We start from the raw sequence: 19,752 nt of genomic DNA on the forward strand, positions 1-19,752 counted from the left end.
CGTGGGAACGTCCGGCGGCGGCTGACGGTTCAACCGTGAGCCGTCAGCATAGTGCATCTGCACTAGGCCGACCATCGGGCGTAAACCGGTGGACACCGCGGCCGTCACCCGGTGTGATGAGCCGCGACTCAACGCCGACGTGGGGGAGTGCCTTGGTCACGGGTGACCTGTCGTCCGCCGAAGCGACCATCACGGTGCCGGTCGTCCGGCGCCTGGTCGACACGCAGTTCCCGCACTGGGCGGGCCTCCCGGTCGAGCCGGCGCCGTCGCAGGGGGTGGACAACGCGACGTACCGCCTGGGCCCGGACCTGTCGGTGCGGCTGCCGCGGTACGCGCGCTGGGCCGGGCAGGTCGGGCGGGAACAGGAGTGGCTGCCGAAGCTGGCGCCGCACCTGCCGCTGCCGATCCCGGTCCCGGTGGCGGCGGGGGAACCGGGCGAGGGGTACCCGTTCCCGTGGTCGGTCCTGCGCTGGCTGCCCGGGACCGCGGTGGCCCCGGACGCCGTGGACGCGTCCGGCCTGGCGGAGTTCTTCGCGGCGCTGCGGCGGATCGACGCCACCGGCGGCCCGCCGCCGCAGTGGAGCAACGGCTTCCGCGGCGTGGCCATGACGGACGAGCGCGATTCGGCGATCGCCCCGGCCCGCCTCGCCCCGCGGATCGAGGCGCTGGCCGGGGTGATCGACCTCGACGCGGTGGCATCGGTCTGGGAAGCGGCCCGCGCGGCCCCGCCGTGGCCCGGCCCGCCGGTGTGGATCCACGGCGACCCGGCCCCGGGCAACCTGCTCGCCCGCGAAGGCCGGATCAGCGCGGTGCTCGACTTCGGCACCCTGGCGGTCGGCGACCCGGCGTGCGACCTGATCGTGGCGTGGTCGGTGCTGTCCTCGGCGGAGCGCCGGGCGTTCCGCGCGGAGCTGGACATCGACGACGACACGTGGACCCGCGGCCGCGGCTGGGGACTGACGGCGGTGCTGCCTTCCCGCGCGGAGCTGACCGGCCCGCACCGGGCGCGGGCCCGCCGCCGGCTGGACGAGCTGGTGGCGGACCACCGGTAGGCCACGCCGCCGGACCCGCGCGGGAACGTCTTGAATGAGTCATTCAGGACTTCCGACGACCTGAATGACTCATTCAAGACGTTCGGCGGGCCCGACGCGCCCGGACGGCTCGCGCGAGGCGGTCGTCGCCAAGTACCGCGAACACCTGCTGTCGCGGCCGGATGTGCTCGCCCTGCTGCCTGCGCTCCGCGGCCGCCGTCTCGGGTGCTGGTGCGATCCCGAAGCCTGTCACGCCCAGGTCATCGCCGAACTTGCAGATCACGGGCGGTAACGAAACGCACCCCCTCCGCGAGTAACCTGACACGAGGGGGTGATCGATGGTGTCCGCGCGGCGACACGGGGGCTTCGACGAAGCCGAACTGCCCGGGACGCACCGGATCCGGTGGTGGCTGGCGGCCGGGGCGGCGGGGCTCGTCGCCGCCGGGTTCGCCGTCGTGCCGTACCTGCCGTTCTTCCAGAACTGGACCTTCGTCCGGGATCCGAAGGTCGCGAGCGTCATCACGTGGACCGTCCTGCAGACCTCGGTCGTGCTCGTCTCGGTCGTCCTGACGCTGTACTTCGTCGGCAAAGCACGCCTCGAAGCCGCCGCCTACCGGGCCAACCAGATCGACATCCGGCTCTTCGCCGACGAACGGCCCGAAGGCAGCCACGACCGCGAGATCGACTCCGCCGTCGAACTGACCGCCACCTTCAAGCGGTTCCTCAACGACTCCCGCCTCTACACACCCACCCCGGTCCCCGGCGTCGGCAGCTCGTACGACTTCATCCAGATCGTCGAGCACGCCGGCGATTCCGCCGACGGCTGGTGGAAGGCCGCCACCAAGCTGATCCGGCTCGCGCAGCCGCCCGCCGCGTTCACCGTCAGCGGCACCATCCGGCCGGGCAACACGAGCGGCCGCTACCAGCTCATCCTGGAGCTCGTGCGCGTCCCGCGCTTCGCCGCCGGCCCGCTCGTCATCGAAGACGAGAACTGGGCGCGCGTGCTGCACCGCGCGGCGAACGCGGTGGCGGCGCTGGTCATCCCGCGCAGCGCGTACGTCCGCACGAACATCCACTGGGCCGCCTGGCGCGACGCGAAGATCCCCTACGAACTCTTCGACGCCTACCAGCGCGCCAACCACTTCATCACCTACCGCCGCTACGACGAAGCCCTCGCCGAGTACTACCGGGCGCTCAGCCTCGACCCGGCCAACGTCTACATCAGACTCGAGATCGCCGCCCTCCAGGAGCAGCTCGACCTCCACCTCGACGCGCTCGCCACCTACGACGACGTGATCACCCTCTGCAGCCGCGGCCACCCCACCCTCGCCCGGTGGTGGATCGGCCCCGATTTCGCGCAGCAGCCCCGCGGCGACACGCGCTGGCGCGACGTCGCCCTGCTGATCGCCCGCTACCGCCACGCGCTCGTGCTCGGCCACGGCGATTCGGTGGCCGGGTCCTGGTGGGTGCGGCGCACCACCGCGGGCGCCCCGGGCGACGCGCGGGCGCAGCGCCGCGCCGAACTGCGGGCCGCCATCGAGCTGCGCTTCCGCCGCTACGTCGACCTCGACGTCCGGACGCAGCGGCACGCGGTCCCGCGCGCGAAACGGCTGGAGCTGCACCGGCGCGTGCTCCGCGTGCCGGTGCCGGAACTCGTCGTCCAGGAAGCGACGCCGGAGCAGCTGGCCGAGTACAACCAGCGCGCCGCGGAGATGCGCTCCTACTTCTGCGCGCTGTCGCAGTACGAGATCGAACGGCTCGTCGAGGACTACCGCCGGTTCGGCAGGCGCTGGCGCAGCAGCTGGCGGCAGCTGACCAACCGCGCGCTCGACCTGTCGCTGGTCTGGGCGGTGCTGCGGCGGGCGATGGCGGACGTCGAGCCGGTCACCGGCGCCGTCCCCGAACCGCAGCCCGCCTACCCCGGCAGCCGCGTGCGGCTGGCCGACGTCTGCCCGGACCGGCACTGGCCGCCGGACCCGCGGGCGCTCGACGAGACCGTCGAAGCCGCCGGACCGCGCAGTTCGTGGGAGGAGTGCTACAACGCGGCGAGCGTGTACGCGGTCGCGATGCTCGAAGTCGGTCCGCGCGGCGAACGCGATCTGCGCGACCGCGCCCGCAATCCCCGCCTGAGCGGCGAAGCGCGCGACGATGTGGCCCGCCGCGCGGTCCGCGAGCTCTACCACGCGGCGACGATCAGCCACAGCGGCCGGCTCCCGGAGCGCCGCTCGTGGGTGATGGGCGAGGACCCCGACCTCGCCGCGCTGCGCGGGCACGAGCTGTTCCGCGTCTTCGAGATGGTCACCTTCTCCCCGGACCGCGCGGCGCCGCTGCGGCCGCAACGGGCCCACGTGTGGGAACAGGTCAGCTACGTGCGGCAGCTCGTCGCCGAGATCGCCGGCTGCCGCGCGCACTTCTGGCGGACCCGGCCCGTCGAGCCGTCGCCGGACAGTCGGACCGTCGACCGCTGGCGCGCCGCCGACCGCGACGCCTGGCGCAAGCTGTCCGCGTTGGCCACCGGCAAGCAGGACTGGTACACGCGCTACCAGGCGATCTGCGCGTTCCGCGAGTGGTCGGCCGAATCCGGCTACCCGGGGTCGATCTCCGGGTTCCCGCTCTACCGCGAGGAAGACCTGCACGCCCAGCTGCGCGGCGCGGCGGGACGGCACGGGAAGACGGGCCTCGACCCGAACGTCGTCGTCCGCGAGTACGTGCGGCTGTGCGACCAGCGGCTCGACCAGCTGGTCGCCGACATCGCGGAGCTCGAGCACACCCTGGTCGCGGAGGACGACTACGCGGCACGCGCCCAGCTGTGGGCGGCGTTGTGCTCGTGGTTCGAGGACGACATCGCCGACGGCTCGTCCGCCGGCGAGCGGCGCGAACGGTTCCGGAAACTCGCCCGGACCTAGGACGGGCGCGTGTAGCGGTGCTTCACCCCGACCGGGAAGTACTCGGGGTCGCCCGCCGGGCGCAGGACGACGTCGGGCAGCTGCCGCTCCGCCGGGACGTAGTGCGCGAACTCGCTGTTGAGCCGCACCAGCTGCGCGCGCACGGACTCCGCGATCCGGCCGGCGTCGGCGCTCGCGCCCGGCGCCGTCTCGACGGTGATGCGCAGCCGCCGGTCGCGGTCGGCGTCTTCGTGCGCCTCGATGACGAACTTGCCGGTGACGGTGTCGCTGATGCCGGGCTGCTCCAGGCCGACCGTGACGTTCTCCGGGTAGACGTTCGCGCCGAAGAACGACACCGTGAACAGCGACCGGCCGAACACGTACACGAACGGCAGCTCCGGCCCGGGCGGCGGCGTGAACCCGTGGCGGGCGCAATAGGCGAGCAGCTCGGCGTGCGGCAGGACGCCGCCGTCGTCGGCGATGTGGTAGCGGATCAGCGGGATCCCGCCGTCCGCGGTGAAGACGAGCGTGCCGTCGTGCACCTCGAAGAAGCGGCTCGCCGGGTCGTACTGCACGAGGGTGGGGAGCCGGGCGTCGCCGAAGACCTCGCGCGCGAGGTCCGGGCGGCCGGCGAAGAACCGGCGGATGCCCACGGACACCGGGGTTTCGGTGCCGAGCACGCCCGCGTCCGCCGTCCCGTAGAGCGACGCGATGTGGCGGACCGGATCGGCGACGCCGGCCCGCCGGGCGACGAGGTCGCGCCACTGCTCGCTGAAGACCTCGCCGGCGAGGACGAGCTTGATGGCGTAGGCGGGCCAGTCGACGCCCTCGGCCAGTCCGGTGTCGACGACGTCCTTGACGAACGGCGGGTAGCCCAGCAGCACGACCTGCTCGAAGTGCGGCGCGAGTTCGGGGAGCACGCGCAGGATCTCGGCCTTGTTGTTGCCGGGCGCGACGACGGTGATCGGGCAGCCCTTGGCGGCGAGGTGCCGCACGCAGGCCGTCGTGAAGAGGCCGCCGACCCAGGTCCCGAGCGGGAAGCAGACGACGGCGAGCGTCCGTTTGCGGTCGGCTTCGAACGCGTTCACCAGCACCTGTTCGAAGCGGCGGGCGACGTGCAGCTCGTCTTCGAGCGCCCGCGGCCAGATGGTCGGGTGGCCGCTGGAGCCGGAGGAGACGGCGATCATGTCGAGCTCGTCGAAGGTGCCGCCGCGGCACAGCTCGGGCAGCGGGTACTTCCGGTGGTAGCCGGCCTTGTCGACGAGCGGCAGCGACTCGAAGTCGGCCATCGTCGTGACGTCTTTCGCGTCGATCCCGTGTTCGCCGAGGAACTTCCGGTACGCGGGCACGGTTTCCGCGGTGCGGCGGAAGAGGTCGAGGACGTGCGGCGCGGAGGCGGGTTCCGGGGGAGCGAAGAAGGTGCCGAACGCCTGCCGCACGCGGGTCTGCCGGCCGAGGTCCATGACCGGAGCATAGCGGCCACCGCGTGTCATGATGGGCGCGTGAGCACCTCCGCGGAGCCGCACGCCGCCGGCGCGCCGTTGACCCTTTACCTGGTCAAACGGCTCGAGCTGGTGATCAGGGCGCTGCTCGACGACGCGCTGCGCCCGCTCGGGCTCACGACGCTGCAGTACACGGCGCTGACGGTGCTGCAGGCCAGCGGCCCGCTGTCCTCGGCCCAGCTGGCCCGGCGGTCGTTCCTGCGGCCGCAGACGATGCACGAGATGGTGCTGGCGCTGGAGAACCGCGGGCTGATCGCGCGGACCCCCAAGGCGGGCAACAAGCGCGTGCTGCTGGCCGGCCTGACGGACGCCGGCCAGGCCGTGCTGGCCGGCTGCGCCCCGGCGGTGGCGGAGGTGGAGCACGCCCTGCTGGCCGACCTCAGCCCCGGCCAGCGCGCGACGTTCCGCGAAGGTCTCCAGCACGGGGTGACGGCGCTGGGAGCGCTGTCGGAGCTGCGACGCTCTCAGGAATCCTGACTTCTGGCGGACGCACGCTTCTTGTGGCGACTGGTCGATCAGTGTCGGCCGACTGGAGTCTTTACTCAGGCTTGCTGATACCCGCGGATTAGCCCGGACGAGTGGAAGCGGCAGGCGGCGCGTAGCACGGGTGTGGTGCCGGACGTTGGAGGGTACGTCCCAGTCCTCGCACTGTGAACTTGGAGGTTCGCCGACGTGACCCGGGCTCGCGACGTGGCCGGCACCGCGGTCACCGCGCGCCGGCTACTGCTGGTGGCCGGCGCGGCAGCGGGCATGTGGCTGACCCTGTGGCTGACTTCCGGCGACGCGGATGCGGCCACGGCGGGTGATCCCGGCGCGCAGGTTGTGCACGGGGTCGGGCCTGTGGTGCCGCCGGTTGCCGCGGGTGCGCGCTCGGTGGGACCGGAGGCGCAGGCTGTGCGCTCGGCCAGGCCGGCGACCACCGTGGCCGCCGCTGTGGTGGGGCCGGTTGCCAAGACCGTTGCACCAGTGGTCGGGCCCGCAGCGCAGGTCATGCGTTCGGCCGGGCCCGTGGCCAGCGTGGCCGCCGCTGTGGTGGCGCCGGGTGCGGCGATCGGCGGGCCGGTGGCGGGGGGCGTGCGTTCGGCCGTGCCGGTGGCCAAGGCGGCTGCTGCCGTGGTGGGACCGGTTGCCCCGGTGGTGGGGACCGCAGCGCAGGTTGTGCGTTCGGCCGAGCCGGTGACCAACGCCGCCGCCGCTGTAGTGGGGCCGGTTGCCAAGACCGTTGCACCAGTGGGCGGGCCGGTGGCGGGCGGCGTGCGTTCGGCCGTGCCGGTGGCGAAGGTGGCCGCCGCTGTGGTGGCGCCGGTTGCCCCGGTGGTGGGGACCGCAGCGCAGGTCGTGCGTTCGGCCGTGCCGGTCACCAAAACCGCCGCCGCCGTGGTGGCGCCTGCCGCCGCGATCGGTGGGCCCGTCGTGAACTCCGTGGTGCGAGTCATCGAGCCGGTGACCAAGACGGCTGGTGCCGCCCTCACCCCTGTCCTCGAGCCGATCGTGACAGTCGCGAAGCCGATCACCAGCGCCGCCGCTGCGGTGGTGCGGCCCGTCGGCCCGGTCGTGGCGCCGCTGACCGCCGTGGTGCGGCCGATCGTGCGTGCCGTCGAGCCCGTGCTGGCGCCCGTCGCCAAGACCGCCGGCACCGTCCTCACGCCGGTGACCGATGTCGTGGGGGCGGCGGCGAAGCCGATCGTCGACACCCCCGAGCCCGTCGCGCGTACCGTCGAGCCGCGGCACAGCGCCGCCAAGGGAGTCGAGTTCGTCACCAACGCAGCCAAGCCGCAGGCGAAAAGCGTGCTGCCGGAGGGGAAAGCCCTCCGACCGTCACCCGCGCGAGCTACAAAGACGGATCCCGCCCGTCCGTCCCGAGTGGACGTCCAGCGCACGGCACACAAACCACACCAAGCCCGCCGCGCACCGGCCAAGGCCCCGCCGGCACCCGCGACCCCGGCCCCGCCTGCGCCGTCCGATCTCGCCGGTGGCTCCGGCAGCAGCATTCCGCCCGCGTTCCTGACCCCGGACCACGGACGCCGCGACCTGCGGGCCGCCGCGTCACTCTCGCAGGACTTCCGGCCGCTCTTCCGGCCCGACGAACCGGGCACCGGCCCCGGTTAGACGCGTCCCGATCTTCCCTTCGTCGTGTGCTCCGCGGCGCGTTCCGCGCTGCCCGCGACCAGAACTCGAACCGAACCAACCCAGCGTGGAAGAGGGACGCAATGGAAGCGAACGTGTTCGACCTCGGGAAAGTGCGAAGAGACGCGGTGGTCACCGTCCGCCTGGACGCGATGGCCAACGTCAGGCTCCTGACGGAGGTCAACTTCCAGGCATACCGGCGCCGGCAGTACTACCGGATGCACGGCGGGGTGGCCACCGCACCGATGTTCAAGATCCACATCCCCGCCAACGCGCACTGGTTCCTGGTGCTCGACGTCGAGGGGCTGGAAAACCTGCCCCTGCGCCCCCGGGTGAGCGTCGAACCGGAACCGGCCGCGACGGCGAGGGGACGCACCGGTCGGCGGTGACCCCACGTCCCTCCGCGGCCTCCGGGTCGCGGAGGGACGGCGACCGCCGGGGGTTCGCCGCACTCCGTTTGCGACACTGGCGGCGTGCGTGCCGACCCCCTTCGCCGGTTCCTCGACGAGCAGAACCCGCCGACGCCGTGCCTGGTCGTCGACACCGACGTCGTCGCCGCCCGGGCGCGGGACGTGCGCGCGGCCTTCCCCGGCGCGCTGATCCGGTACGCCGTCAAGGCCAACCCGGCGCCGCCGGTGCTCGACGCACTGGTGGCGGCCGGCATCGGCTTCGACGTGGCCGGGCCCGCCGAACTGGCGCTGTGCCTCGCGCGCGGCGCCGCGCCGGCCGACGTCGCCTACGGCAACCCGATCAAGAAGCCGCGGGACATCGCGGACGCCTTCGAGCTCGGGGTCCGGGAGTTCACTTCGGACACTCCGGACGACGTCGACCACCTGGGCCGGTACGCGCCCGGCTCGGCCGTGTCGATCCGGGTCGTGCTCGACGCGCCGGACTCGGTGACGCCGTTCGGCCGCAAGTTCGGCTGCGAGCCGGCCGAGGCGCTGGACCTGGTGCTGCGCGCCGCCGCGCTCGAGCTGCGGCCCGGCATCGCCTTCCACGTGGGCTCGCAGCAGCCGGACGTCGCCGCCTGGGAGATCGGGATCGCCACGGCGGCGAAGCTGTTCGCCGAAGCCGGCGCGCAGGGGGTCGCGATGACGCGGCTGAACCTCGGTGGCGGCTTCGCGACCGCGCACCGGAGCGCCGTCCCCTCGCTGGCCGCGTACGCGCAGGCGATCGCGAACGCCCTCGACGCGCACTTCCCGGGGGAACGGCCCGAGCTGCTGCTGGAACCGGGCCGGGTGCTCGTCGCGGACGCGGGCCTGCTGCGGACCGAGGTCGTGCTCGTCGCGCACCGGGGCGAACGGCGCTGGGTGTACCTCGACATCGGCCGCTACAACGGCCTCGCCGAGGCCGAGAACGAGGCGATCGCCTACCGGTTCGAGCCGGTGGACGCGGCCGGCGGGCCGAGCGGCCCGGCGGTGCTCGCCGGGCCGACGTGCGACGGTGACGACGTGCTCTACCAGCGGACGCCGTACGAGCTGCCGCTGGGCCTGCGGACCGGCGACCGGCTCGACGTGCCGGGCACCGGGGCCTACACCGCCAGTTACGCGTCGGTGGGCTTCAACGGGATCGAGCCGCTGCGCACGTACTGCCTCGGGAGGTGGGGGGATGCCTGAGGTCGGCCGGTTCACCGGGCGGCACGTCCTGGCCGAGCTGCACGGCGTCGACCCGGGCCTGCTCGACGACCCCGTGCGGCTGGGGGAGCTGCTGCGGGCCGCCGTGACCGAGGCGGGCGCGACCGTCGTCGACGTCGTGGCCAAGCGGTTCGCGCCGCAGGGCGCCACCGTGATCGCGCTGCTGGCGGAGTCGCACGCGTCCGTGCACACCTACCCCGAGCACGGCTCGCTGTTCGCGGACGTGTTCACCTGCGGCGAGCGCGCCGATCCCGAGCACGCGCTGCGGCTGCTGGCGAAGTCGCTCGACGCCGCTTCGGTCCACCTGTCCGTCCTGCACCGCGGAGAACGCTGATGCCCCAGATCACCGAACCGGTCGGCCCCGGCCTCACCCGCGTGTGGGAGGTCGGTGACGTCGTGTTCGACGAGCGCACGCCGTACCAGCACGTGCTGATCGGCAAGACCGCCCAGGGGGTTTCGCTGTTCTGCGACGGCGAGCGCCAGAGCACCGAGGCGAGCCAGCTCGTCTACCACGAGGCCTTGATGGTGCCCGCGCTGCTGCTGGCCGAGCGGGTGCGCCGGGTGCTCGTCATCGGGTCCAGCGAGGGGGTGGCGTCGCAGCTGGCGGTGGCCGCCGGGGCGGCCCGCGTCGACCACGTCGACATCGACGAAGCGGCCGTGCGCGCCTGCGCCGAGCACCTGCCCTACGGCTACACCCCGGCGGACCTCGCGCGCGGCGACGGCCCGATCCGGGTGTCCTTCGAGGACGGCTGGGCCTTCCTGGCCGCGGCCGAAGCCCGCGGCGACACCTACGACGTCGTCGTGATCGACCTGCCGGACGAGAACGAAGACCCGGACGCGCAGCACAACCGCCTGTACGGCAAGGACTTCCTCGCCCGCTGCGTGCGGGTGCTGGCGCCGGGCGGGGTCGTGAGCTGCCAGGCGGGCTGCCCGACGCTGTGGCGCAACGAAACGCTGCGGACGTCGTGGCGCCGGTTCCGCGAAGTGTTCGGCACGGTGCTGTACTTCGGGTCCGACGAACACGAGTGGGCGTTCCTGTCCGGCCGCGTGGACCACGTCGACGACCCGGCCGCGCTGGTGGCGCGGCGGTTCGCGGAGCGGGGGAGCAGGGCTTCGGCCCTGGACGCCGAGGCGCTGCTCGGCGGCGCCACCCCGCCGTATTCGCTGCGGCACGGCAGTGGTCCGGACCAGTCTTGACCTTCGATTATCCGAATATCCCACCCCGGCGAACGTGAAATTGCGGGAAATGGATTTCCCGTACTCTTCGCTGTCGTGTTACTCCGTTCAGTGGCCGTCGGAAAGGTTGCGATCGCGCTACGATCTGCTCCGCGCGCGATCATCATGACCACCAGGCACCGTGGCCCCGTTTGGAGGAGCGTCATGCTCGTTATGCCGATCGTCGCCGGAATGATTCTGTCCGCTCTCGCCGCCCCCGTCGATTCCCCGGCCACCTCGGCTCCGACCGAAAAGATCACGCTCGACATCAAGACCATCAACGGCTCGGGCTGCCCGGCCGGCACGGCCACGGCGTCCGCCGACGTCGCGTCCGACAACACGTCCTTCACGGTGCGCTACACGAACTTCACCGCCAAGGCCGGTGGTGGCGCGCCGGCGCTCGACGCCCGGAAGAACTGCCAGATCAACGTGCTCGTCCATGTACCGCAAGGATTCACGTACGCGATCGCCGAGGCCGAGTACCGCGGCTACGCGCACATCGAGAGCGGTGCGAGCGCGCTCGAGCAGGCCAACTACTACTTCGCCGGAACGTCGCCGACCGCGCGGGTCCGCCACACCTTCCCCGGCCCGTTCCACGGCGTGTGGCGGGCCTCGGACGTGACCGAAGTCGCGGAGCTGGTGTTCGCCCCGTGCGGCGAGAGCCGGAACCTGAACATCAACGCGGAACTGCGGGCCGACGCGGGTAGTGCGGCCGGCACGACTTTCATCGAAATGGATTCGGAACACGCGAGCGTGGACACGATTTACCACTTCGCGTGGAAGACCTGCTGAATCCGCGATGCCGTGAATGACTTATTCCTGTCGCCGGACGACAGGAATGAGTCATTCACGTCATCCGGGCCGCTCAGACGTGGGTGACCAGCAACGTCACACCCGCTTCGCCGCCGCAGTCCACGAAGACCGGGCCGACCCCGTTGCCGATGGTCTGGACCAGGTTCGCCTTGGCGACGAAGTGGTCCGGGCCGGCCGACAGGATCCGGATGTTCTCCAGTGCCGGCCGCTCCGGGAAGCCGCCGAGCACGGACTTCAGGCCGGTGCCGCCGCTGCAGTTCCCGGTGATCGTCACCTCTTGGCCGCGCTGGGTGGTCGGGTTGGGGCTCACCTGTACGGTGGCCCGCGCCCCCTTCGGGGGCTGGTTCGCGTTCGTCATCGTCCCCTCCGTGTCGCCCGGCTGCGCTGTCGCGCCACCGGCCATCCCGATGCTCGCCGCCGTGACCAAGCCGGCCGCGAGGGCCAGGCCGAGCACGGTGCGGGTGGTTTTCGGGTTGCCGCGCATGGTGTTCTCCTCCCTGGAACCCGGTCTCGGTCCGCCGGATCCGATCAGTCAGTCGCCGGGAGGAAGGCGCGGGGTTCTCACTGGAGGAGAGTGAGACGTGGATCACATGCGATGAGCTACCGCGCGACGGGGGCGGGTTCGGTCTCGGCGGACGGCCTCAGCTCACATCGTCGTTCGAACCGCTCCATCAGGACGGTAGCGATCAGGACGGCCACTGGGGTGCTCACCGCGATCCACATGCCAGAAAAGCTACCCAGACCGGCGCGGTCTCAATCGCCCGCCGACAGGCCGGCGATCAGCGTCAGCAGCCGGGCGCGAAACGCGTCGTCGTCGCCGAGCCCGCCGAGCAGGCCGGGATCTTCGCGCTCGGCGCGCACCGCCCGGTCGAGGACCGCACGGCCGGGTGGAGTCAACGCCGTCAGGTGACGGCGGGCGTCCGCCGGGTCCGGCGTGCGCGTCACGAAACCCGCCTTCGCGAGGCGGTCGAGCGTGCGGCTCATCGTCTGGTCGGTCACCTGGCAGTGCTGGGCGAGCGTCCGCTGGGAGAGCGGCCCGTCGCGCAAGGAGTGCAGCGCGATGAGTCCCGCGTGGGTGAGCCCCAGGCCGGCGAGGACGGTCACCCAGCGTTGCTCCACCAGGCGGGCGGCCACGGCCAGCAGCCGCCCGGTGGGCCACGTGCTCAGGTCGGGTTCGGGGGCTGTGCTCACCGTCACTCCGGGTCGTCGTGCAAAATGTTCAGCCTGCTGAACAATAGGGCGTGTTCGCCCTCGAAAGGACCTTAGCGACCATGAACGAGACCCCGCGCCGGCTCCGCTGGCTGCTCCCCGCCCTGCTCGTGGTCGCCTGGCTCGGCCTGGGCGGGTTCGGCGGCCCGTTCGCCGGCAAGCTCAGCGAGGTCGCGAAGAACGACAACGCCGCTTTCCTGCCGAGCTCGGCCGAAGCCACCGCGGTCTCGAACGAGCAGAAGGCCTTCAGCTCGCGCCAGGTGCTGCCCGCGACCGTCGTCGCCGAGCGCCCGGCCGGCCTGACCGCCGCCGACCGGCAGTTCCTCGACGCCAAAGCGCGGGAGCTCGGCGGCGTGCCCGGCGTCGTCGGCCCGCTCGGGGCACCGGAGAAGGCGCCCCGCGACGACCAGGCCGTGCAGCTCAGCGTGCCGATCCTCGCCGACGGCAACCCCGGCGAGGTCGTCAAGGAGGTCCGCGCGAAGCTCACCGGCGCCCCCGACGGGCTCACCGTGCTCGTCACCGGGCCCGCCGGGCAGATCGCCGACCTGGTGAAGGCGTTCGGCGGCATCGACGGCATCCTCCTGCTCGTCGCGGGCGGGGTGGTCGCGCTGATCCTGCTCGCCGTCTACCGCAGCCCGCTGCTGCCGTTCCTGGTCCTGCTGTCGGCGGTGTTCGCGCTCGGGCTCGCCAGCCTCGTCGTCTACCTGCTGGCGAAGCACGACGTCCTCGCGCTCAACGGCCAGAGCCAGGGCATCCTCTCGATCCTCGTCTTCGGCGCGGCCACCGACTACGCGCTCCTGCTCGTCGCGCGGTTCCGCGAACAGCTGCGGGACACCGAAAGCCGCTTCGACGCGCTGAAACTGGCCTGGCGCGCGACGCTCGAACCGATCGCCGCGTCGGCGGGGACCGTCGTGCTCGGCGTGCTGTGCCTGCTCTTCAGCGACCTCAACTCCAACAAGGGGCTGGGCCCGGTCGCGGCGATCGGCATCGGTGCCGCGCTGCTCGCGTCGACCACGTTCCTGCCCGCCGCGCTGGCGCTGTGCGGCCGCGGCGCGTTCTGGCCGTTCAAGCCCGCGTTCGGCTCGCCACACCCGGAGACGGCGGGCGTCTGGGGTCGCGTGGCGCGGCTGGTCGGGCGCCGGCCGCGGGCGGTCTGGGTGGTGACGGCGCTCGTGCTCGGCGTCGGCGTCGCGTTCCTGCCGCAGCTCAAGGCATCCGGCACCGCGCAGTCCGACGTCTTCCTCACCGAAGTCGAATCCGGGGCGGGGCAAGAGGTCCTCGGCCGTCACTTCCCGGGCGGCCTCGGCGCGCCCGCCATCACGATCGCCGACGCCGGCGCGCTGCCCGCGGTGCTGAAAGCGTCCACAATGGACGGCGTGGCGCAGTCGTTCCCGTTGCCGGGCCCGGACGGGCGGCCGAAGGTGGTCAACGGGCGGGTGCAGGTCCTGTCCGTGCTCGACGATCCCGCGGACTCCGAGACGGCGGTCGCGACCGTCGCCAAGCTGCGCGACGCCGTCCACGCGGTGCCCGGCGCGAACGCGAAGGTCGGCGGCCCGACCGCGATCCAGTTGGACACGCAGCAGACGTCGAAGCACGACCGCGCGCTGATCATCCCGATCGTGCTGCTGGTGATCTTCCTGGTGCTGGCCCTGCTGCTGCGGTCGCTGCTCGCGCCGCTGCTGCTCATCGCCACGGTGGTGCTGTCGTTCGCGGCGACGATGGGCGTGTCGGCGCTGGTGTTCAACCACATCTTCGGCTTCCCCGGCGCGGACCCGGTCGTGCCGCTGTTCGGGTTCGTGTTCCTCGTGGCGCTGGGGATCGACTACAACATCTTCCTGATGACCCGGGTCCGCGAAGAGGCGCTGACCCGCGGGACGCGCGACGGCACCCTGCGCGGGCTTTCCCTGACCGGCGGGGTGATCACGTCGGCCGGGGTGGTGCTCGCGGCGACGTTCTCCGCGCTCGCGGTCATCCCGATCCTGTTCCTCGCCCAGATCGCGTTCATCGTGGCGTTCGGCGTCCTGCTCGACACGCTGCTGGTGCGGTCGCTGCTGGTGCCGGCGTTGACGGTGGACGTCGGTCGCCGCATCTGGTGGCCGTCGAAGCTGGCGCGGGCGCAGGACTAGGAGTCGCGGAGGGCTCGGGAGTCCGCGGCCTCGCCGGTCAGGTAGCGCGCCGTGCCGGTGAGGATGAGGAGGCGGTCGAGTGCGGGCTGCCGGTTGTCCAGGTGCAGCCGGCGGCCCGTGCCGACGACCGCGCGGTGCACCTTCACCAGTTCCGAGAGGCCCGAGGAGTCGCAGAAGCCGATCTCGCCGCAGTCGAGGCGCACCTCGCGCACGCCCGGGTGGCCGGCCAGCCGGTCGATGATCAGGCGCAGGAGCACGCCCGCGGTGGCGAACTCGAGGTCGCCGACGATCGCGACGCCTGCCGTGCTCTCGTCCAGGGGGCGCCAGGTGCAGGTCAAGCCGTTGGTCATGCCGAGAGCTCCGATCCGGTGGCCGCTTCGGCCAGGTGCGTGCGCGCGGCGCGGAGCAGGCCGGTGGCCCGCGGGAAGTCGCGCAGCTCCGCCTCGAGCAGGTCGAGGGCGGGCACCAGCGAGGCGGCCGGGACGCCTCGTGCGGTCAGGATCCCGGCGGTCCAGGTCAGGAACCCGGTGAACAGCTCTTCGTCGCCGACGTACAGCGCCGTCGCCAGGTACTCGACGGTGTGCGCGAGGTCCTCGGCGGTGTACTGGCGCTGCAGGTCGGTGTAGTTCCGCATGGCCGGGATCCGCTCCTCCAGCCCGGCCAGCACCGCCTTCACGAGCCGGCCGGAGCTGCGCGTGACCAGCGTGTACTCCTGGTCGGCCAGGTGCGGCAGGTCGTCGAGCGGCTGGTGCGCGGCCTGCGGGCGGGGGAGCGGCCGGGTCAGCCGGTCGGCCGCCGTCCGCGCGTCCGGCGCCCACGCTTCGGCACCCAGCAGCCGGGCGTACCGGCCGTCGGGACCGAAAGCGGCGCCGCCCGCGATGACCGGGGTCGCCGCGGCCTGGCACGCCGTGATCGTGGCGTGCGCGGTCGGCAGGCGCGTCGCCAGCGAGCCGGACAGCGCGACCGCGTCCGGGCCGGTCCGGTGCAGGTGGGCCACCAGGTGCGGGGCGGGCACCTGCGCGCCGAGGTAGTCGACCTGGAAGCCGCGCAGGCGCAGCACCTCGCTGAGCAACCGCGCCGGCATCGCGTGCCATTCGCCGTCGACGCACGCGACCGTGACGCGGCCGAGGTGCGGCTCCGGGCGCGCCAGCACGTAGCCGAAGGTGGCGATGACGCGGTCGTTGATCGCGGTCGCCGCGTGCTCCTGCGCCACGGTCAGGCGGTTGGCCGCCCACTCCTGCCCGACCCGCCGCTGCACCGCGCCGATCACGTCGAGCAGCACGCTCTCCGGGTCGGTCCCGTCGCCCAGCGCCTGGACGACGACGTCGCCGGCGGTGTACTCGTCGCCGGTCGTGACGGCGTCCCACAGCCGCTCGGCGTGCTCGGCCACCGCGGTGCTCCGGGTAGCGGTGCTCATGCGGTGTACCTCCCGCGCCCGTGACCGCCGACGGCGGCGAGGTGCTGCCCGCGCGGCGCGGTGATCGCCAGCACGGCCATGTCGTCGTGGGTGCCGCGCCCGATCCACTGCGAGGCGAGCATCTGCACCCGCTCGACGACGGCGTCGGCGGGCATGCTGGCGCACTCGGCGACGGCCTGGTGGAGCCGTTCCTCGCCGAACATGGCGTCCCCGAGCGGGCCGCCCCGCGCCTCGACGATCCCGTCGGTGTAGAGCAGGCAGGTCTCGCCGGGGTTGAGCGTGACGTCCGCGCTCACCGACTCGATCTCGGGCAGGACGCCGATCAGGCTGCCCCGCGTGTCGGCCTCCTCGACCCGGCCGTCGGCCCGCACGATCAGCGGCGGCGGGTGGCCCGCGCTGGTGACGCGGAGCCGGACGGTCGCACCCTCGCGGCGCGCCGACGCCAGCACGAGCGTGACGAAACGGGCGTCTTCGTTGTGCCCGAGCGTGCGGTTCAGCAGGTCGAGCAGCCGGTGGTGGTCGCCGGCCATCGGCAGCAGCGCCCGCAGCGTCGTGCGGATCTTGCCGGTCAGCACGGCGGCGTCGAGGCCCTTGCCGCAGACGTCGCCGAGCACGGCCAGCGACTCGCCGGAGTCGGCGGTGATCGCCGAGTGGACGTCGTAGAAGTCGCCGCCGATCCGCTCGCCGTCGCGGGCCGGGCGGTAGCGGCCGGCGAACTCGACCCCGCCGAGCTGCTCGAGGGTGGGCGGCAGCAGCTCGCGCATCAGCGTGTCGGTGATGGACGCCTGCAGCGCGAACACCCGCGCCGCCGACATCGCCGCGCCCGCGCGGGCCGCGAACAGCCGCGCGAAGAGCTCTTCCTGGTCGGTGAACGACTCCCGGTCGCCGCGGCGCAGCAGCACCAGCGCGCCGGCGGGGACGCCGTGGCCGGGCAACGGCGTCACGACGATCGACCCGACCGGCCCGAAGCCGGCCGGCAGGACCCAGCGGGGTGCCGCGTCCGGGTCGAGCCAGCGCGACGGCACCGGCGGGAAGCCCTGCAGGGCCTCGCCGAGCCCGGGCAGCTCGTCCGGGTCGATCTCCAGCCGGGACCGGGTGGGCTCGCCGCCGCGCACGCAGGTGACGGCCGGGAACGTCCCGCCGTGGGTGGGGGCCAGGACCAGCGCGGCGTCGGCGAGGTGCTCCGCGGCCAGCCGGGCGGCGACCTCCATGCAGCGTTCGAGGTTGAGCGAGCCCAGCAGGGCGGCCGACGCGTCGCTCAGGAAAGCGGTCCGCTCCTGCTCGCGGGCGAGCGCCTCGCGGGCCGAGCGGGCGTCGGTCTCGTCGACGAGCCACCACGTCACGGCGTCGCCGTGCGGGATGGGGTGCGCCGCGAAGGACTGGGCGCCGACCTCTCCGCGGGCGACGCCGTCGGGGCCGTGGGCGGCGGCGAGCCAGTCCGCCACCGTGCCCGCCAGCGGGCGGCCGGGCTCGGCGGCCGGGAAGAGCAGGCGAGCGGCCTCGTTGAGCGACCGGATCACGCCGGACCCGTCGGCCACCAGCGCCGCGATGGGGGCGGCGGCCCACTCCCGGCCGCCGTCGACCGGGGTGGCTCGCGCGGTGCGCGCGCGGTCAGCCACGGGCTCCGGCCGGGTCCGGATCGGTGACCAGCTCGGCCCACAGGGTCTTGCCGCTGGGCCGGCGCAGCTGGCCCCAGGCCGCCGCGCAGCGCTCGACCAGCAGGAGCCCGCGGCCGCCGTGGTCGGACGGCGCCCGGCGGCGGGCGGTCTCGCCACCGCCGTCGTCGACCTCGATCCGCAGCTTGGCCGCACCCGGCAGCAGCCGGACGTGGTAGGGCGCGCGGCCGTGGCGCAGCGCGTTGGACGTCAGCTCGTCCACCACCATGACGGCCGTGCTGACGACGTTGGCCGGCAGGCCGCAGAGGACCGAGCGCACCCAGTGGCGGACCCGGGCCAGTTCGGACAGCTCGGCGGAGATGCCGAGCTCGTGCCGCACATCGCGGAGCTTCACAACCGCCTCCTTCGCCGTGGCGGACCCCCCGGAGAGGCCTTCCCCTTCTTCATGCCCGGATCCGGGGCCGCCCACACGGGTATCGGAGGTCGTCATGCGTCTTCCCAGGAAGAACGGGCCGCGCCGAGGGTCGGGTGCACCGGCATGACGTCGCCGAGCCCGAGCAGTTCGATCGGCCGGGTGACTTCTGGCGCGGCCGTCACGACGGCGAAGCGGCCGCCCGCCCGGTGCAGCTGCCGGCCGAGGCGCAGCAGGACCTGCAGGCAGCTGGAGTCGCAGTAGGTCACGCCGGCCATGTCCACGACGATCCGCGCGGCGCCGGGGTCCGCCGGCACGAAGACCGCGAGCTTGGGGGACACCGCGAAGTCGAACTCGCCCCGCAGCGTGTAGACGCCCAGGTCCCCGTCTTCGGAGCTTTCCAGGGACCAGCCGTCGCCGGAGAGCCGCTGCCGGGGCCGCGTTGCGTCGGTGGTCATGAAAACTCCAGGCCGGGGGATCGGGACGCGGGCTGGCGGCTCAACCCGTTCTCGACGCAATCTACCAAAGCCGCCCGCCCCGGACGGCGCCCTGTCCCGTCACCGTCCTTTAAGGACTTCCTCGCGGGGGCGCGCGGCGCCGTCCGGTGCGGGCACCTCGGCCCCGGCCGGCACGATGGCGGTGTTCACCGTGCGGGTCAGCCGTTCGTAGGGTGCGCGGTGCTCGTCGTCGAGCAGCACCGCCAGCGGGGTCCAGATCCCCGCCACGAACACCGACGCGGCCAGCGCGACGGGCAGGAGCAGCTGCTCGGGGTGGGTGCCGAGGTCCCAGTGGTCGAGGTCCAGCACCCACCACGCCAGCCACAGCGGGGAGAGCAGGACGCCGTTGCGGACCAGCAGCGCGATCGGCCCGGCGCGCCGCCCGCCCCGGCGCGTCACCCGCAGCAGCATGGCGCGCTTGCCCGGGGTCGAGCCGGTCACGGCGGGCAGCACCACGAACCACACGACGGCGAGGATCACCACCGGCGTGTCGCGGTGGTTCAGGTCCTCGCCGAACAGCGTGAGCAGGCCGAAGAGGAACCCGAGCAGCGCGGCGAACCCCAGCAGGTCGCTGGCCAGCGCGAAGAGCCGGCGGGTGAAGGTCACCTTCGCGGCGTAGCGGCGCCGGTCGTGCTCCGGTTCGGGGGTGGGCAGCAAGCGGCCGAGCGGACCGGCGAGCAGCCAGCCGGCGACGACGCCCGCCGTGTTGAGGATGAGGTCGTCGACGCTGAACAGCCGGTACGGGCACGGGTAGACGAACCACAGGCCGGTCAGCTGCGTCAGCTCGAAGAACAGGGAGACGCCGAAGCCGATCAGGGCCGCCGGCACGAGCCGCATCCGCTGCGCGTACCGGACGTAGAAGCCGAGCGGGGCCAGCATCACGACGTTGAGCGCGGTGGTCCAGACCGCCGGGTTGTGCAGCAGCGCGCCGGGGCTCCAGTGCCCGCGGGCGCGCTGCGAAACCACTTCGACGAAGTAGAACGGCCGCAGCTGCGGAGAACTCGCGTAGGTGTGTCCCGCGCAGTACGCCGGATCGGCGGGCAGCGGCAGCACCGTCTGCGTCGCGATCGCCAGCAGGTAGAAGAGGAACGTGTAAAAGACGAAAGTCTGCCAGCCGCCGGCGCGGCCGCGACGGCGGTAGCTGACGAACGCGGCCGGCAACATCACGGCCAGCGCGAGGAGCGGGAAGAGGAGGAGGGCGGTGCGGACGGGGACGAGGTAGGTGGCGACCACGGAGCCGGTGGTACCCAGCCGCGGGGGACGTGAAG

The 19,752-nt window shown here is 73.0% G+C and carries 20 protein-coding genes; 11 read left to right on the forward strand and 9 right to left on the reverse strand.

The window, feature by feature from the left end; all coding sequences use genetic code 11:
- The first annotated feature begins 152 nt into the window (after window positions 1–152).
- From SD460_RS23440 to SD460_RS23450, 3 genes are all read left to right on the forward strand, one after another.
- Window positions 153–1,052: an aminoglycoside phosphotransferase family protein gene (locus SD460_RS23440; RefSeq protein ID WP_290055847.1), complete on the forward strand. Its 900-nt coding sequence runs from the start codon at window positions 153–155 to the stop codon at window positions 1,050–1,052.
- A gap of 64 nt (window positions 1,053–1,116) precedes the next feature.
- Window positions 1,117–1,323, forward strand: a complete 207-nt coding sequence (locus SD460_RS23445; RefSeq protein WP_290055846.1) for a DUF4326 domain-containing protein — start codon at window positions 1,117–1,119, stop codon at window positions 1,321–1,323.
- Window positions 1,324–1,369: 46 nt separating this feature from the next.
- Window positions 1,370–3,937 (forward strand): tetratricopeptide repeat protein, encoded by a 2,568-nt coding sequence (locus SD460_RS23450; protein ID WP_318306736.1) that lies wholly within the window; start codon window positions 1,370–1,372, stop codon window positions 3,935–3,937.
- Here SD460_RS23450 and SD460_RS23455 read toward each other — a convergent pair.
- Window positions 3,934–5,379, reverse strand: a complete 1,446-nt coding sequence (locus tag SD460_RS23455) for a phenylacetate--CoA ligase family protein (protein WP_318306737.1) — start codon at window positions 5,377–5,379, stop codon at window positions 3,934–3,936. The two genes, SD460_RS23450 and SD460_RS23455, sit on opposite strands and share 4 nt — an antisense overlap.
- Window positions 5,380–5,418: 39 nt before the next feature.
- On the opposite strand from SD460_RS23455, the gene SD460_RS23460 reads away from it, so the two are divergent.
- The 7 genes from SD460_RS23460 (at window position 5,419) to SD460_RS23490 (ending at window position 11,186) form a co-directional block, all read left to right on the forward strand.
- A complete protein-coding gene (locus SD460_RS23460; RefSeq protein WP_290055843.1) occupies window positions 5,419–5,895 on the forward strand; it encodes a MarR family winged helix-turn-helix transcriptional regulator in 477 nt (158 codons plus the stop codon).
- 195 nt (window positions 5,896–6,090) lie between these two features.
- The gene (locus SD460_RS23465; protein ID WP_318306738.1) at window positions 6,091–7,527 is read left to right on the forward strand and encodes a hypothetical protein; all 1,437 of its coding nucleotides are present in this window, start codon (window positions 6,091–6,093) and stop codon (window positions 7,525–7,527) included.
- Window positions 7,528–7,628: 101 nt separating this feature from the next.
- Complete coding sequence (locus tag SD460_RS23470) at window positions 7,629–7,934, forward strand: DUF1883 domain-containing protein (protein WP_290055841.1); 306 nt, start codon at window positions 7,629–7,631, stop codon at window positions 7,932–7,934.
- A gap of 84 nt (window positions 7,935–8,018) precedes the next feature.
- Window positions 8,019–9,161, forward strand: a complete 1,143-nt coding sequence (locus SD460_RS23475; RefSeq protein WP_318306739.1) for a type III PLP-dependent enzyme — start codon at window positions 8,019–8,021, stop codon at window positions 9,159–9,161.
- A complete protein-coding gene (speD, locus tag SD460_RS23480; RefSeq protein WP_290055839.1) occupies window positions 9,154–9,513 on the forward strand; it encodes an adenosylmethionine decarboxylase in 360 nt (119 codons plus the stop codon). Before SD460_RS23475 ends, speD begins: the two co-directional genes overlap by 8 nt.
- Complete coding sequence (locus tag SD460_RS23485; protein WP_290055838.1) at window positions 9,513–10,376, forward strand: spermidine synthase; 864 nt, start codon at window positions 9,513–9,515, stop codon at window positions 10,374–10,376. Before speD ends, SD460_RS23485 begins: the two co-directional genes overlap by 1 nt.
- Before the next feature lie 192 nt (window positions 10,377–10,568).
- Complete coding sequence (locus SD460_RS23490; protein ID WP_438860852.1) at window positions 10,569–11,186, forward strand: DUF4360 domain-containing protein; 618 nt, start codon at window positions 10,569–10,571, stop codon at window positions 11,184–11,186.
- A 73-nt stretch (window positions 11,187–11,259) separates the two neighbouring features.
- Here the strand turns inward: SD460_RS23490 and SD460_RS23495 are convergent, their stop codons facing one another.
- A complete protein-coding gene (locus SD460_RS23495) occupies window positions 11,260–11,691 on the reverse strand; it encodes a hypothetical protein (RefSeq protein ID WP_290055836.1) in 432 nt (143 codons plus the stop codon).
- 269 nt (window positions 11,692–11,960) lie between these two features.
- Window positions 11,961–12,404, reverse strand: a complete 444-nt coding sequence (locus SD460_RS23500) for a MarR family winged helix-turn-helix transcriptional regulator (RefSeq protein WP_318306740.1) — start codon at window positions 12,402–12,404, stop codon at window positions 11,961–11,963.
- 74 nt (window positions 12,405–12,478) lie between these two features.
- Here SD460_RS23500 and SD460_RS23505 point away from each other — a divergent pair, with 74 nt between their 5' ends.
- The gene (locus SD460_RS23505) at window positions 12,479–14,542 is read left to right on the forward strand and encodes an MMPL family transporter (protein WP_290055834.1); all 2,064 of its coding nucleotides are present in this window, start codon (window positions 12,479–12,481) and stop codon (window positions 14,540–14,542) included.
- On the opposite strand, the gene SD460_RS23510 is transcribed toward SD460_RS23505, so the two are convergent.
- The 6 genes from SD460_RS23510 to SD460_RS23535 form a co-directional block, all read right to left on the reverse strand.
- A complete protein-coding gene (locus SD460_RS23510) occupies window positions 14,539–14,892 on the reverse strand; it encodes an STAS domain-containing protein (protein WP_290055833.1) in 354 nt (117 codons plus the stop codon). The genes SD460_RS23505 and SD460_RS23510 overlap by 4 nt on opposite strands.
- Window positions 14,889–15,959: a cobalamin B12-binding domain-containing protein gene (locus SD460_RS23515; protein ID WP_318306741.1), complete on the reverse strand. Its 1,071-nt coding sequence runs from the start codon at window positions 15,957–15,959 to the stop codon at window positions 14,889–14,891. Before SD460_RS23515 ends, SD460_RS23510 begins: the two co-directional genes overlap by 4 nt.
- Window positions 15,956–17,578, reverse strand: a complete 1,623-nt coding sequence (locus SD460_RS23520; RefSeq protein ID WP_318306742.1) for a PP2C family protein-serine/threonine phosphatase — start codon at window positions 17,576–17,578, stop codon at window positions 15,956–15,958. Before SD460_RS23520 ends, SD460_RS23515 begins: the two co-directional genes overlap by 4 nt.
- Window positions 17,571–17,969 carry an ATP-binding protein gene (locus SD460_RS23525; RefSeq protein WP_290058906.1) on the reverse strand — a complete coding sequence of 133 codons (399 nt, stop codon included), beginning with the start codon at window positions 17,967–17,969 and terminating at the stop codon, window positions 17,571–17,573. Before SD460_RS23525 ends, SD460_RS23520 begins: the two co-directional genes overlap by 8 nt.
- 92 nt (window positions 17,970–18,061) lie before the next feature.
- The gene (locus SD460_RS23530) at window positions 18,062–18,445 is read right to left on the reverse strand and encodes an STAS domain-containing protein (RefSeq protein WP_290058905.1); all 384 of its coding nucleotides are present in this window, start codon (window positions 18,443–18,445) and stop codon (window positions 18,062–18,064) included.
- A gap of 99 nt (window positions 18,446–18,544) precedes the next feature.
- Complete coding sequence (locus SD460_RS23535) at window positions 18,545–19,717, reverse strand: VanZ family protein (protein WP_318306743.1); 1,173 nt, start codon at window positions 19,715–19,717, stop codon at window positions 18,545–18,547.
- Between the last annotated feature and the right edge of the window lie 35 nt (window positions 19,718–19,752).

It is taken from the genome of Amycolatopsis solani, assembly GCF_033441515.1.
GTDB lineage: Bacteria > Actinomycetota > Actinomycetes > Mycobacteriales > Pseudonocardiaceae > Amycolatopsis > Amycolatopsis solani.

What these genes read in the sequence shown, in the direction of transcription:
- SD460_RS23505 (WP_290055834.1), top strand. Translation starts at nt 12,479, where the DNA reads ATGAACGAGACCCCGCGCCGGCTCCGCTGGCTGCTCCCCGCCCTGCTC.
- SD460_RS23450 (WP_318306736.1), top strand. Translation starts at nt 1,370, where the DNA reads ATGGTGTCCGCGCGGCGACACGGGGGCTTCGACGAAGCCGAACTGCCC.
- SD460_RS23445 (WP_290055846.1), top strand. Translation starts at nt 1,117, where the DNA reads ATGACTCATTCAAGACGTTCGGCGGGCCCGACGCGCCCGGACGGCTCG.
- SD460_RS23455 (WP_318306737.1), bottom strand. Translation starts at nt 5,379, where the DNA reads ATGGACCTCGGCCGGCAGACCCGCGTGCGGCAGGCGTTCGGCACCTTC.
- SD460_RS23490 (WP_438860852.1), top strand. Translation starts at nt 10,569, where the DNA reads ATGCCGATCGTCGCCGGAATGATTCTGTCCGCTCTCGCCGCCCCCGTC.
- SD460_RS23485 (WP_290055838.1), top strand. Translation starts at nt 9,513, where the DNA reads ATGCCCCAGATCACCGAACCGGTCGGCCCCGGCCTCACCCGCGTGTGG.
- SD460_RS23470 (WP_290055841.1), top strand. Translation starts at nt 7,629, where the DNA reads ATGGAAGCGAACGTGTTCGACCTCGGGAAAGTGCGAAGAGACGCGGTG.
- SD460_RS23510 (WP_290055833.1), bottom strand. Translation starts at nt 14,892, where the DNA reads ATGACCAACGGCTTGACCTGCACCTGGCGCCCCCTGGACGAGAGCACG.
- speD (WP_290055839.1), top strand. Translation starts at nt 9,154, where the DNA reads ATGCCTGAGGTCGGCCGGTTCACCGGGCGGCACGTCCTGGCCGAGCTG.
- SD460_RS23515 (WP_318306741.1), bottom strand. Translation starts at nt 15,959, where the DNA reads ATGAGCACCGCTACCCGGAGCACCGCGGTGGCCGAGCACGCCGAGCGG.
- SD460_RS23495 (WP_290055836.1), bottom strand. Translation starts at nt 11,691, where the DNA reads ATGCGCGGCAACCCGAAAACCACCCGCACCGTGCTCGGCCTGGCCCTC.
- SD460_RS23530 (WP_290058905.1), bottom strand. Translation starts at nt 18,445, where the DNA reads ATGACCACCGACGCAACGCGGCCCCGGCAGCGGCTCTCCGGCGACGGC.